General features: G+C 31.1%; 12 protein-coding genes. All 12 read right to left on the bottom strand.

Translation table 11 applies throughout. The features are described from left to right. Nucleotides 1-2: 2 nt before the first annotated feature. On the bottom strand, nucleotides 3-1271 hold the full coding sequence (locus JMO20_RS14375; protein ID WP_202710386.1) for a neutral/alkaline non-lysosomal ceramidase N-terminal domain-containing protein: 1269 nt from the start codon (nucleotides 1269-1271) through the stop codon (nucleotides 3-5). Nucleotides 1272-1304: 33 nt separating this feature from the next. Continuing rightward, nucleotides 1305-1787: a PTS sugar transporter subunit IIB gene (locus tag JMO20_RS14370; RefSeq protein ID WP_207753513.1), complete on the bottom strand. Its 483-nt coding sequence runs from the start codon at nucleotides 1785-1787 to the stop codon at nucleotides 1305-1307. Nucleotides 1788-1792: 5 nt separating this feature from the next. Further along, nucleotides 1793-2185, bottom strand: coding sequence for a PTS sugar transporter subunit IIA (locus JMO20_RS14365; protein WP_202710385.1), 393 nt, complete (start codon nucleotides 2183-2185; stop codon nucleotides 1793-1795). 112 nt (nucleotides 2186-2297) lie between these two features. Further along, the gene (locus tag JMO20_RS14360) at nucleotides 2298-3137 is read right to left on the bottom strand and encodes a PTS system mannose/fructose/sorbose family transporter subunit IID (RefSeq protein WP_202710384.1); all 840 of its coding nucleotides are present in this window, start codon (nucleotides 3135-3137) and stop codon (nucleotides 2298-2300) included. Further along, nucleotides 3130-3870, bottom strand: a complete 741-nt coding sequence (locus JMO20_RS14355) for a PTS sugar transporter subunit IIC (protein WP_202710383.1) — start codon at nucleotides 3868-3870, stop codon at nucleotides 3130-3132. The genes JMO20_RS14360 and JMO20_RS14355 overlap by 8 nt, the downstream gene beginning before the upstream one ends. Before the next feature lie 581 nt (nucleotides 3871-4451). Beyond that, on the bottom strand, nucleotides 4452-5192 hold the full coding sequence (locus JMO20_RS14350; RefSeq protein ID WP_202710382.1) for a tetratricopeptide repeat protein: 741 nt from the start codon (nucleotides 5190-5192) through the stop codon (nucleotides 4452-4454). A 165-nt stretch (nucleotides 5193-5357) separates the two neighbouring features. Then, the gene (locus JMO20_RS14345) at nucleotides 5358-6563 is read right to left on the bottom strand and encodes a sugar ABC transporter permease (protein ID WP_202710381.1); all 1206 of its coding nucleotides are present in this window, start codon (nucleotides 6561-6563) and stop codon (nucleotides 5358-5360) included. Nucleotides 6564-6576: 13 nt separating this feature from the next. Beyond that, nucleotides 6577-8115, bottom strand: a complete 1539-nt coding sequence (locus JMO20_RS14340) for a xylose ABC transporter ATP-binding protein (RefSeq protein ID WP_202710380.1) — start codon at nucleotides 8113-8115, stop codon at nucleotides 6577-6579. Between the two features lie 66 nt (nucleotides 8116-8181). After that, nucleotides 8182-9198, bottom strand: a complete 1017-nt coding sequence (locus tag JMO20_RS14335; protein ID WP_202710379.1) for a sugar ABC transporter substrate-binding protein — start codon at nucleotides 9196-9198, stop codon at nucleotides 8182-8184. 194 nt (nucleotides 9199-9392) lie between these two features. Further along, nucleotides 9393-10472: a sugar ABC transporter substrate-binding protein gene (locus JMO20_RS14330; RefSeq protein WP_202710378.1), complete on the bottom strand. Its 1080-nt coding sequence runs from the start codon at nucleotides 10470-10472 to the stop codon at nucleotides 9393-9395. A 12-nt stretch (nucleotides 10473-10484) separates the two neighbouring features. Continuing rightward, nucleotides 10485-12071 (bottom strand): response regulator, encoded by a 1587-nt coding sequence (locus JMO20_RS20650; protein ID WP_202710377.1) that lies wholly within the window; start codon nucleotides 12069-12071, stop codon nucleotides 10485-10487. Beyond that, nucleotides 12068-13573 (bottom strand): sensor histidine kinase, encoded by a 1506-nt coding sequence (locus JMO20_RS14320; RefSeq protein WP_202710376.1) that lies wholly within the window; start codon nucleotides 13571-13573, stop codon nucleotides 12068-12070. The genes JMO20_RS20650 and JMO20_RS14320 overlap by 4 nt, the downstream gene beginning before the upstream one ends. Nucleotides 13574-13584 lie beyond the last annotated feature (11 nt).

The raw sequence follows: 13584 nt of genomic DNA, 5'->3' as shown, positions 1-13584 counted from the left end.
ACTCACTCCATTTCCTTTAGTAGTGATATTGCCATGTCTGCTAATCTTTCGCCTTCTCCTACCTTAAATCTACAAGAAAGAGCTTCATATCCACCTTCATTATAAGATTTTTTATCAGGTAAATACCCAATTGAGCCCTCAGCATATCCTATAACCATTGTTATTTCATAGGGAGAAGCATTTATAATAGTATTTCCAAGACTGGAAAACAACTCTGCAGGTTGAGTTATAATTACTCCATTACCTATTTTGATTCCCTTCATTATGCCATTAAGTTCTAATCTCGAAGCATACTCCTTCAGAAGTTTCTGTACTCTTACACCTTGAAGAGCCGTATGGGCTATTCTAATATCTCCACCATCTGCCCCTTCATTTTCTAGTTTTATAAGTCTTTCTTGATAAACTTTTTCTTGTGTTTCTAACTCTTCTAAGCTTGGTAATTCTCTAGGCTGTAATTCAAAGTCCCTTCCTTTAATAAAAACATTGGGTACCTCTTGGGTAAACTCCATTTTATTAAGGACTTTAATAACCTCTGCTGCTAACAGGCTCCCTAGTCGTTTAACCTCTCTATAGTCCTGGCTTCTCCTTGTAAAGCGAGTGCTAATATCTCCACATGCTCCATTTGTAAAAACAAATAAGGCATCCTCTCCGTATACCTTCTCTAGTAAATCTATACTAGCACCGGGGTAGTCAGCTGATATCTCCAAATTAGCTGCTGATAATACTGTGGGATGACAATTATAATTAAATAAAGTAGCTAATAGATTATCTCTTAAATCAGTAAATCCTAAAATGGTTAATATCGGTTCAACTTTTTTATTTCTTGAACGTCTAGAATTCCCTACATCTGAGAAATTCCCTTGGTACCAATCTATCTTACATTCTTTTAAATCTTTCAATGCTTTAACTACTGTTGTTGGTATAACCTTATATAGCCATTCAACATATTCTTCATCTGCTTTACCCATTGTAGGGTAATCATATGTCAAAGGTCCTGAATGAGTATGGGTTACACTAATAACAATATTTTCTTTTAAAATGCCTGTTAGTTTAAATATATTCTTCTTTATATATTGAATCTGTACTCTTGTTAATCCAATTATATCTAAGGCAATTATAACAATCTTTTGTTCTTCATCATCTTCTAAAACTATTGTTCTTGCAAAAATTCTATCTAGAACATCTTGAGATTTACCTGACCTGTCTCCATAGCCTCCCATTACAATTGGATATAGAGGAGTAATATCTTGTTTTCCCCTACCAATTTTCATATTAAAACCTCCACAATAAAATTAGTATATAATCTAAAGACCTTTTTCCTCAATTATCTCTATGAAGCTCTTTTTTGAATTAGAGGGCATCATTTGTGAAGTTAAATGATGCTTTTTATTAATTTGTCTATATATAGATGCATCTTCCTCTGTAACTGCTATAGACTTTGTTACCATTTTGTATTTAGTCCCTGGTAATGGAGCTTGATTTCCAACATTTATTTCTTGAGGCTCTAATCCGTTTTCTAATAAGTTCAGTGCATCTGAAGGAAATTTAGCTATTATCATTATTTTTTCTTTGCTATCAGAATTCTTAACATAATCAACGGCTTCATCAATAGAAAATACTGATGTTTTGACTCCTCTAGCAGCCATTGGAAGCATCTGCTTTTGAATAGGATCTTTAGACACTTCATCATTTACTACTAATAAATGCTCTGCACCTACTGAACTTACCCAGCTCACAGTAACCTGACCATGTATTAACCTGTTATCAATTCTCATATGTACTATCATTCATTTTACCCCCTTAAAAATTCTCTTAAATCCTTAATACCCTCTATACCTGCATCAATAGCTATTCTAACGCCTTCTTCTAAGTCACCATATCTCATGCCTATTACTTCTAATAACATGGGTAAATTTAGTCCTGTAATAACAGGGTAGCCATCCTTAGCTAGATATGCTGCTGCATTTCCAGGTGATCCTCCAAGTAAATCAACTAAGATAATTACTCCTTTTCCCATATCAACCTTTTCTGCAGCATCATAAATCTTATTCTTTAATTCTTGTGGATCATCTTGAGGCTCTAAAGCCAAAGCTGTAATATTCTCTTGTTCTCCCATGATCATTTCTGCTGATTTCAATGTTGCCTTTGCCAATGGACCATGACTTGCTAGTATAATTCCTATCATTTCTTACTTCCTCTCTCTGTTTATTAAAAATAAATAGCCTCCTCTTAGAAGATTAATTTTCCTTTAAAAGGAGACTATTTTATTAGTCAAATATCTTTAATTCAATCTAATATTATAAGATTCCCAATGCATTTGTAATGAAGGATAGAGCTACTAATATCAATAACACTTTGATTGGGGAAAGCTTACGTTTTATTAAATAATACCCTAATCCAACGATTAATACTGGAATCAAGAAAGGTACTATACCATCTAATACCTCTTGAACCTTAATTACCTTTTCTACCGCTTCACCATCAACAGTAACTGTTCTAGCAAACTGTAATGGTGTTGTTAATCGACTTAAAATACTCGGTATAAATCCACCGATAACAATTAATCCAGCAATCGTTGCAGTATTAGTAACTTTATCAAGTAGACCTTTACCTGCTACTTCACCTATTAATCCTGTACTCTTATTGTAGCCTAACCAGAATAAAGGTACCTTAACTGCCATCCAAAGAATACCAGCTAGGAAAATTAAGAGTGGACCAGACATACTCCCTCCCATTGCTAAGGAAGCTGCTATAACTGCTATAATAGGTCTAAATAAAACTGCTTGTATAGTGTCTCCTATACCAGCCAATGGACCCATTAGTCCTACCTTAATACTACTAGCAGCTTGCCCTGCCTTATCTTCTTCTAAGGCGATAGAAGCACCTAAAATTAAAGGAGATGCCACTGGATTAGTATTATAGAATTGAAGATGCCTTTGCATTGCTTCTTTTAATTCTTCACCTTTCTTATATACCTTCTGTAAAACTGGTAAAATAGCCCATAAGAATCCTAATGCTTGCATTCTTTCATAGTTCCATGACCATTGTAATGTAAAAATATCTCTCCACATTGCCTTTTTTAACGTAGCTTTATCTATTTTAGTTTTTGTTGTTTTTTCCATATCAGTACTAGGCATTAGAAGACCCCCCTTCTAAGCGCATATAAACGATTGCAATAGCCAAACCTAACATTGCTATACCCATAATAGGCATATTAATATAAGCAAATAAAGCAAATCCTACCAATAGGAATGGCCAGTACTTCTTAACATTAATTTGATTAAGTAATAGTGCAAATCCAAGGGCTGGTAAAACTTTTCCTGCTAATTGCATACCACCCATAAACCACTCTGGGAACCACTCAATAACTTTTTGTATAGGTCCAGCACCTAGCCATACTGCTAAAAATACTGGTATGCCCCTACTTAGTCCCCAAGGTATTTGACCCAACAAATGCATTTTTGTAATTCCTTTTAGATTTCCTTTCTCTAAATGTTTGTCTGCTCCATGAATAAAAACAGTTGTAGTTGCACGGGCAAGAACATCAAGCTGCGTCATTAAAATCGAAGTAGGAATAGCTATTGCTAATCCACCTTCCAGTCCTGAACCTAGAGCCCCTATTGCTGTACCTATAATAGCACCTGTGTTAAAGTCTGGCATTGTTGCTCCACCATATGTCCACATGCCTAATGACATAAGAGTCAGAGTAGCACCAATTTGTAATCCTAAATTAACATCACCAACAATAAGACCTGTAAGAGCTCCACTTATTAGTGCCTCTGCCCACCATAAACCTGTAAGCTGAGCAATTATTGATATGTATGCCCATAGCCCTAGTAATAATGGTATTAGAAAACCATAATCGTGCACAATTTAACCCCCTTTAATATTTTTATAATTTAAAATAAAGAACTAAAAACTAAAAAACACTTCCACCTCCTTGCTTTTGATCTTATGTCAATCTATATAACTATAAATCTATATAGATTTCCATCCCCTATAAAGTGAGACATAATAAAACAACTAAACTTACTTGTTTTCAATATTAGACTATGGTATTTTCTATTGACGATATAGCTAAATATTTGAAAGTTAAACTGGTCTAGGATTTTATTAAAAAAGCAAAAAATAAGGATTATTTGAAATTTTAGGAAATATATATATTATAATCGCTCTGATAGGTTAGACATATATTTATTACAAATCATTAGTAGATATATAGAAAGAAATATAAGAGGTTTGTATTATTGTTATGTTGTATATACCAATTTAATAATATAGTAACACACATTTTTTTCCATTGCAATATATTGATTGAATATTTTTAAAAGAATCTGTTATTTTCTAAACTCTAATTGATTTCTTTATTTAAAAATACTTAATTAGAAAATGCTGATGAAATATTATTTTTACTTTCTCATTTATATACTTATGCAATATTCTTAATTTAATTACTTCAGTTCAGTAAGTTTTTTTCTCGATTGCTCAGCAATCCATAATTTATTCCCATTATTTGATACTTCATCATATTTATAAATTGCATCCTTAAGATTGCCTTTATGCTCATCAATTTGTGCTAAACTATGAAGTATACTTAATTCCACTCTTTTACTTATCTTCTCTTCTAAAAGTCTTTTAAATTCTATTTCACTTTCTTCAAATCTTTTTAATCTTAAAAGTCTGTCAGCATTTAAAAGCTTAATTGATAATTTCATTCTTTTGTTTGTTGGTGACAGTAAAGGCATTTCTTTTTCAAATAGTCTTTCAGCACTTTCATTCTCTCCAAGTTCATAGTGACATGATATTAAGTTGACATTATAAACAAACAATGACCCATTTTTTTCTGATAAATATGATTTATCAACTGATAATAAGGTATCCTTTGCTTTTTCGAATTCTCCATTTAAAATAAGTCCTGCTGATCTATCAATATTGAGCAATGTATTCATCTTGGGATTCCTACCCGTAATTTTTCTTTGTCTTTCAGTCGCTTCTAGAAAAGCTTGTGGATCACATTCTTCTTCTAATAAGCTTACTCTATTCTTATTACGCATAAGACTAATTATTATATAGCCTATCATTACAACTGCAAATGTAATTATTCCAGCCACAACAGTATTCTCTATCAAAAATGATAAAGAAATCATAATAATAAAAGTAATAACAATAAAATATATACGATTCACTAACATGATACTTCCCCCTATCTTTGTAATGAAATCCATATTTTTCAAATTCTATTTTAATATTATATATTAAATTCCACCATTATCAAAGACAAAATTTATTATCTTAATTAAAAACAGTCAGGCATTACTGCCTGACTTATATAATAAGGGGTATTTAAAAGGCTTATATTAGCTAGATTTTTTACGTGAAGATATATCTACCCAAACAGCTAGTAGCAAAACTAGTCCCTTTACTATTAATCTCTGTGTCACTCCCACATCTAGTAATAACATACCATTATTCAGTGTACTCATTACCAATGCTCCTATTATCGCTCCTACTATAGTACCTTCTCCACCAAGGGTAGATGTACCACCTATTATAGCAGCTGCTATTACATCAAGCTCCATACCTTGACCTGCTGAAGCTGCAGCAGATCCAACCCTTGCAGTATATACCATACCACCTATTGCACCAAGTATTCCAGATGAAATAAATATCCATAAGGTTCTTTTCTTTATATCTATACCTGATAACTTTGCAGCTTCTTTATTTCCTCCTATAGCATATACATGTCTACCAAAAGTAGTTTTATTAGTTAAATAAGTATACAGACCTCCAATTCCCATTAATAGAAGTATTGAATAAGGAATTCCAAGATATAGAGATAAAATTATAAATATTGATGCTATTAATACAATTACAAGACCCACCTTCAATACAAATAAATTCATAGGTAATATATCAAAGTCGTATTTTTTTCTTTCTTTCCTCTTTCTTATCTCAAGGAATAAATATCCTATAATGACTAGACCCATAATGATAATTGTTGTATCGTGGGGAAGCATATCTTTAGGATTATTTTCTACAAATAGTGTGGGTATATAATCTTGGCCAATTTTATTGAAAAAAGAACTAGTAGCAATAGTTTCACCATTACTAACTCCTAATAACAAGCCATTGAATATCATCATACCTGCCAAGGTTACAATGAAAGCTGGTACTTCTCTATAGGCAACCCAATATCCTTGCCAAAGTCCAATTAGTGCTCCAAATCCTATAGTTAATAATACTGCTGGAAATACGCCAAGTCCAAGCTTAGCTTGAAGAATTGCCGTAATTGCACCAGTCAATCCTACTACTGCGCCAATTGACAAATCTATATGACCTGCAACTATGACCAGTACAACTCCACAAGCCAATATAGCTATATGAGCGGTTTGTAGAAATAGCATTGACAGATTTCTAGGTGTAAAAAAAACGTCACTTAAAAGGGAAAATATAATCATAATTCCTATAAGTGCAATAAACATGGTATATTGTCTTATGTTGTTTTTTAAGGACATTCTTATTATATCTATAGAACCTTGTTTTATTTTTGCTTTACTTTCCATAAATTTTCCTCCTTTAATTAGTGGCTTCTATGATTTGCCCACCAGTTGCATAATACATAACCTTTTCTTGGTCTGCATCTTTAAAGTCTAGTTCAGCCGTAAATTTCCCTTCATTCATAACCAATATTCTGTCGCTCATACCCAATACCTCTGGTAACTCCGAAGAGATCATTATGATACTAACACCTTTATCAACTAACTGGTTCATAATATTATATATTTCATATTTGGCTCCAACGTCTATGCCTCTAGTAGGCTCATCTAATACAAGTATCTTAGGCTCAGCCATTAACCATTTTGATATAACTACTTTCTGCTGATTTCCTCCACTTAGATTTCTAACTTTTTGCTCTATAGAAGGTGTTTTTATTTTTAAAACATCCACATAATTATTCGTTACTTTTATTTCTTCATTTTCATTTATTCCTCTAATAGATGAAATCTTTCTAAGACTTGCAAGAGTTGTGTTTTCCTTTATATCCATCATAAGAACCAATCCACTCTTTTTTCTATCCTCAGATAGATAACAGAAACCTTTTTTTATAGCATCCTCTGGGCTCTTTATCTTTACTTTTTCATTATCTATAGTTACTTCACCTGATTTATTGATTCCATAGGCTCCAAATAAGCTCATCATAAGCTCTGTTCTTCCTGACCCCATAAGACCAGCTATTCCTAGTATTTCTCCTTTCCTTGCTTTAAAACTGACATTATCTATAACCCTTTTATCTGGAAGCTCGGGATTGTAAACTGAGAAATTGTTCACTTCAAGTACTATATCTCCAGGTATATGCTCTTCCCTTGGAAATAATTGAGTCATCTCCCTGCCAACCATATCTGTTATAATTCTATCCATTGTAGCATCCTTATTATTTTCAAAGGTTTCAATTGTCTGACCATCCCGTAATATAGTAATAGTATCTGCTATCTCCTTTACTTCTTTCAGTTTATGAGAAATATATATGCAGGTGATTCCTTGATCTTTTAAACTTCTTATTATATCTAATAAATTCTCACTATCATTTTCATTAAGGGCAGCAGTCGGCTCATCTAATATCAGAATATTTACCTTCTTTGATATAGCCTTTGCTATTTCTACCAGTTGCTGCTTTCCTATCCCTAAATGGACTATTTTAGTATCTGGACTATCATTTAATCCAACTTCCTTTAATACTTTTTTTGTCTCTGACATTGCTCTATTCCAGTCAATTACTCCATATTTAGAAAATTCACTTCCTAAAAATATATTCTCACATATATTCATTTGCTTAACCAAAGTCAGTTCTTGATAAATTATACCTATTCCAGCTCTCTCTGAATCCTTTATATTACTAAATTCCTTTTCTTCTTCATTTATAATTATCTTTCCTTCATAGGTCCCATTTGGATATACTCCACTTAAGACCTTCATAAGAGTTGATTTTCCTGCTCCATTCTCTCCAACTAAAGCATGAATTTCCCCCTTCTTTACTTTAAAATTTACATCATCTAGTGCTCTAACTCCTGGAAATTCTTTTATAATATTTTTCATTTCCAATATGTATTCGCTCATGTGTAACTAGACCACCTTTCTAAAAGATAGAGGAATAACCCTTAAGCTATTCCTCTAACAGACTAATTATTCAAGCTCAGACTCTTTAATGTATCCGCTATCAACTAGTGTTTCATTTAAGTTATCTTTATCTACAACTTGTGGTGTTAATAATACTGAAGGAACTTCAATTTTTCCATTGTCTACTGCCCCATTAGCTTCAATTGATTCTCCATTTGCTAACTTTATAGCCATATCTATTGCTTCTTCACCTAAAGCTCTAGTGTCTTTAAATATAGTCATTGATTGAGTTCCCTCTAAAATTCTTTTAGCTGCTGCTTTCTCAGCATCTTGACCAGTAATAGGTACCTCACCAGCTAGTCCTTGAGCAGTTAATGCTTGGATAGCTGCACCTGCTGTACCATCATTTGGTGCTAATATTGCATCAACTTCATTATTATTTGCAGCTAAGGCAGCCTCAACTATCTTAAGAGCATTTTCTGGAACCCAATTTTCAACAGCCTGTTCTGCAATAACTTCTATTTTTCCATCATCTATTAATGGTTGTATGTATTTCATAGCACCTTGTTTGAATAGCTTAGCATTATTATCAGTTGGTGCACCTGACATTATAATGTATTTACCTTCTGGAACCTTTTCAGTTATGAATTTGCCTTGCAATTCACCAACTTTAACATTATCAAATGATAAGTAATAATCTAATTTATCTGTGTTTGTTATTAAACGGTCATAAGAAATTACTGGTACTCCTTCTTTTTTAGCCTTTTCAACTAATGTAGCTGCTGCAGATGCATCATGAGGTGCTAGTATCAATACATCAATGCCTTGACTCAATAATGCTTCAACTTGAGTTATTTGTTCTTGCATATCAGCATCAGCAACTTTAACTAATAGGTCTATTCCCTTTTCTTCAGCTACTTCTATCATCTTATCCTTATCTCTTACCCATCTTTCTTCTCTTTGTGTTGGTAATGATAGACCTACTTTGACCTTATCACTTGATGTTTCTTTACTTTGAGAACATCCACCAATCAAAGTAACAATTAAAATCATAGCAATTAACAATGATAATGCTTTTTTCATTTTAGTATTTCCCCCTTTTTATTAGAAAACGTTTCCAACGTTCGTATTTTAATTATACTAAAGCCTATACTCTATGTATCTAGATTATTTTTTTTAACTGCTTGATAATTTTATTATTTTCAGAATATTCAAATTGCAATAGTAATTTTTTAACATAAAAAAATACAGGCCAATTTGACCTGTAACTTTCTCTATTAATCAGTAAAATTTTTATATACTTCATTTTTAAGATGAAATCCATCCTTAATAATAGTATCATCCATGTTATATTTATCCACCAGTATAGGCTCTAAAACACAATAGGGAACATCAAAGCTACCATCAAAAATGGTTTTTTCCACGTTTACATTTTCATTATTAGCAAGTTTTATGGCAAATGATGCTGTTGCCTCAGCTAATTTTTCAATTGGTTTATATACTGTCATGGCTTGGGTCCCTTCAACAATCCTTTGACAAGCAGATAAGTCAGCATCTTGACCAGTTACTAATACATTACCAGCCATCCTATGTTCCGATAAAGCTTTGATTACTCCTCCTGCTAGATTGTCATCTCCTGTTATGATGGCGTCTATTTCTTCATTATCTTGTATTAATTCGTCGGTAACTCTGAATGCGTACTCATTCATCCAGTTCACTGACCATTCTTCCTTCAATATATTTATATCTTTATTTTTAATTTTACTACTCAAGACTTTATCATAGCCTTTTTTTATCATACTAGTATTATTATCACTCTTTGCACCATTTATAATAAGGTAATTCCCTCTAGGTATCCGTTTTACAAGATAAGATGCCATAAGCTCTCCTACCTTCTCATTGTCAAAGGATATATATAAGTCTACATCCGAATTTAAAACAAGTCTATCATAGGAGATTACCTTTACGCCATTTTCTTTCGCTATTCTTACTGATTCCTTTGCTTTTTCATAATCGTTTGGAACTAGGATAAGTACATCTATATTCTGACTTATTAAATACTTAACCTGCTTCAATTGGTCTTCATCGTCATTGTTAGCATTTTGTACTAAAACATCAGCTCCAAATTCTATTAACTTTGCTACTAATATATCCCTATCTCGTATCCATCTTTCTTCCTTCAAGGTTCCTAAAGAGAAACCAACCTTTATCTTATTATTATTAGAATCTATAACAGCTATACTATCATCTTGATTTGAAGAAAGCTTCTTAACGTCATTGTATGTTATAACTGCAAGTGTGATAAGTATTAAAAACAGAGATAAGGTTATTATTCTTTTTAATAGATTTCTATTCATAGGATCACCTCATTAAACAGAATTTTGTCTAAATTCTGTGGGACTCATTCCAAAGTATTTTTTAAATATTTTACTAAAGTAATTAGGATCATTATATCCAATATCAAAGCTTATTGCCTTAATACTATAATCCTCATTTTCCAGTAGCTCCTTGGCCTTTGACATTCTAATGTCAGTAACATAATCAACGAAGTTCTTACCGATGGATTCCTTAAAAAATTTACTGAAATAATGATAGCTCATGTTTAAATTTTTTGCCACGTCCCTCAAGCTTACATTCTTATTATAATTTTCCTTAATGAATTCTATTGCCTCTATTATTATTCCTTCTAACTGTTTCTCTCTATTATTATTTATATCTAATAGCATTTGCTTTATATAGGTAGAAAAGTTAGGCATTAACTCATTCACTTCTTTTGTTTTTAATAACTTCATAATAAATATTTGCTCTTTATAATCACTTTCATTGATTTTATAAGGAATATTTCTTTTAATAACTATGAGTAATTCAATAAGCTTAGATTTAATTTTATCTATATCATCCTTATAATTTATGATCATCCAAGTAAATATCTCTTCAAGAACCTTAATTGCTCCATCAATATCTCTAGATATAAAGTATTTAATCATAGTTTTCTCTTTATCCAATGGATATTCATCAATTTCACTATTCAGAACTATATCATCTATATGTGTAATCTCATTATTAGAACTTAGGGTGGTTGATGTAAATGCTTCATTATATGACTTAAGTAAATTATCAATATTATAAGCCCTACCAATACCTATCTTATAGTTTCCTTCTAAACTTTCATTAATCTTCTTTAATATCTTATTTGCGATATCAATGGCAATATTTCTTATCAAATATTCATCTAGTTCTTTCTCTACAGGTACATAGACTATTATTCTATCTAATAAAGGTTGTCCAACCAAGCAGTGAGTGTATTTTTTTATAGTCATATTAAATAAATCATAAAACTCATGCATTAAAATATTCTTGTGATAATTTTCCTCTTTACTTTTTGCTTTGTATTCTTCTAAGGTAGCAACCATTATATATCCTTTATATAACTTCATATCAAATATACTTTCATAAAAATCTAAATCTCTGATTTTCCTTTCATTTACTATATGTGTATATACAAATTGACTCTCCATTCGTGGTATTATTTTATTCATTTTTTCCCTAAGAAGAACCTCGTTTTGAAGAGATTTCCGTCTTTCCTCTATTAAATTTTTTAAATTATTGAATGTATCTATAAGCTTTACTTTATTAAGGGGCTTTAAAAGATAGTCATAAACCCCTAGATTTACCGCATCTTTTGCATAATCAAAATATTCATAAGCAGTTGTTATTATAAAATTAATATTGACATTCGTCTTTCTTATTTCTTTAATAGCCTCAATACCATTTATTCCAGGCATCTTTATATCCATAAATACTATGTCTGGACTATGACTTATAGATTTTTCAATAGCTTCTCTCCCTGATTTTGCAATTGCAATAATCTCAGCATCTTCAATATTCTTTTCTATAATAAGCTTTAGATAATCAATAGATAAATGTTCATCATCTGCAATTAGTACTCTAATCACTGTATCACTTCCTTAATATAAGGTAATTTTAATGTTACTTTTGTTCCAATATTAAGTTTACTTTCAATTTCAATTATTTTGTTTATATCTTCTATATTGTAAAAAAGCCTTAATCTATCTATTACATTATGCATTCCAATCCCAGTTACGTGATTTTTTGATATATTAAATAAACTTTCCGGTGATAAAATAGAATCAATATTTTCTTTCGTCATTCCCTTGCCATTATCACTAATTTCAATCTTTACTTTATCATCTATTCTTTCTACCTTGATATCAATCCTTCCATTTCTTTCAAGATCCTCTAATCCATGAATATAAGCGTTTTCAACAATTGGCTGCAATATTGTACAAGGAATAACTGTATCTAAAACACTCTTATCAGCTTCATAAGAATATTTTATTTTCTCACCAAATCTTGTCCCTAAGATATACATATATGTCTTAACATTTCTCACTTCATCTTCTAAAGTAACTGGTTGATCTAGCTTTTTCAAATTATATCTAAATAATTCAGCTACCTTTTCTATAAACTCAGAAGCATGTTCAGCTCCTTCTATAATGGAAAGCTGAGCTGCTGCATTAAGAGTATTAAATAGAAAATGAGGATTTATCTGAGACTGTAGCATTTTAAGCTCGGTATCCTTTAATAGACTTTTCATTTTAATATTTTGCATTTCCTTTTCCTTTAAGAGCTTTTCCATCATAACTTGTCCCTTAATTTCTTCTATATGATTCTTTATATTAACAGTCATTTTATTGAAAGCTTTAGCAAGGATATTTATCTCGTCATCTGTATTGATAATTACAGGCTTTATATCAAAATTACCGTTGGCTATTTTTTCAGCTGAGCTTGATAATTTAATTATTGGCCTTGTTAATTTATATGTAAAGATTACAGCAATAAAAGTATTTATTATTACTGAAGATACTATAATTATTATATTTAACACACTTATATAATTTACTTTATTATTTATGACACTGTATTCAATTGATAGGTTCTGCAATTTGTCATTTATAACACTATTTATATAGAATTTAATATAGCCTGCTATTTCGTTAGCTCTCTTAAAGTGTTCAGTATATTGGCTACTTATCCTCCCTCTTTTAGCTTGGATAGCATTATCTGTTTCTTTAAGTAGATTTTCAATCATATAACCTATATCTTTAAGCATCAAACTTTTCTTATCATTAACAACTTCCCTAGGTATATTGGAAACTTTTGTATTTATTTCATTATAAATATTATAGTAATTGATAAGAGACTCTGATGACTTAGTTGTAAGATATTTCTCAACCTCTATTTCTAAATTGGTTATATCATTGTTAAAAGAATTTAGAAATACATAATCTTCAATTATACTCTTTTGCCTTTTAAGAACCGATTTAGCATTGTAGTAAGAAAATAAGCTTGTAATAGTCAGTATCAATGTTATTATTAAATAAAATAAAATCAACTTTTTTCTTATACCTCGAAAATGAAATAACTCTCTTTTCATGTCTTCACCCA

This window comes from Sporosalibacterium faouarense (genome assembly GCF_016765695.1).
GTDB lineage: Bacteria > Bacillota > Clostridia > Tissierellales > VENL01 > Sporosalibacterium > Sporosalibacterium faouarense.
The sequence above is the reverse complement of the archived record's forward strand: the minus strand, read 5'-3'. Positions and strand labels throughout refer to the sequence as shown.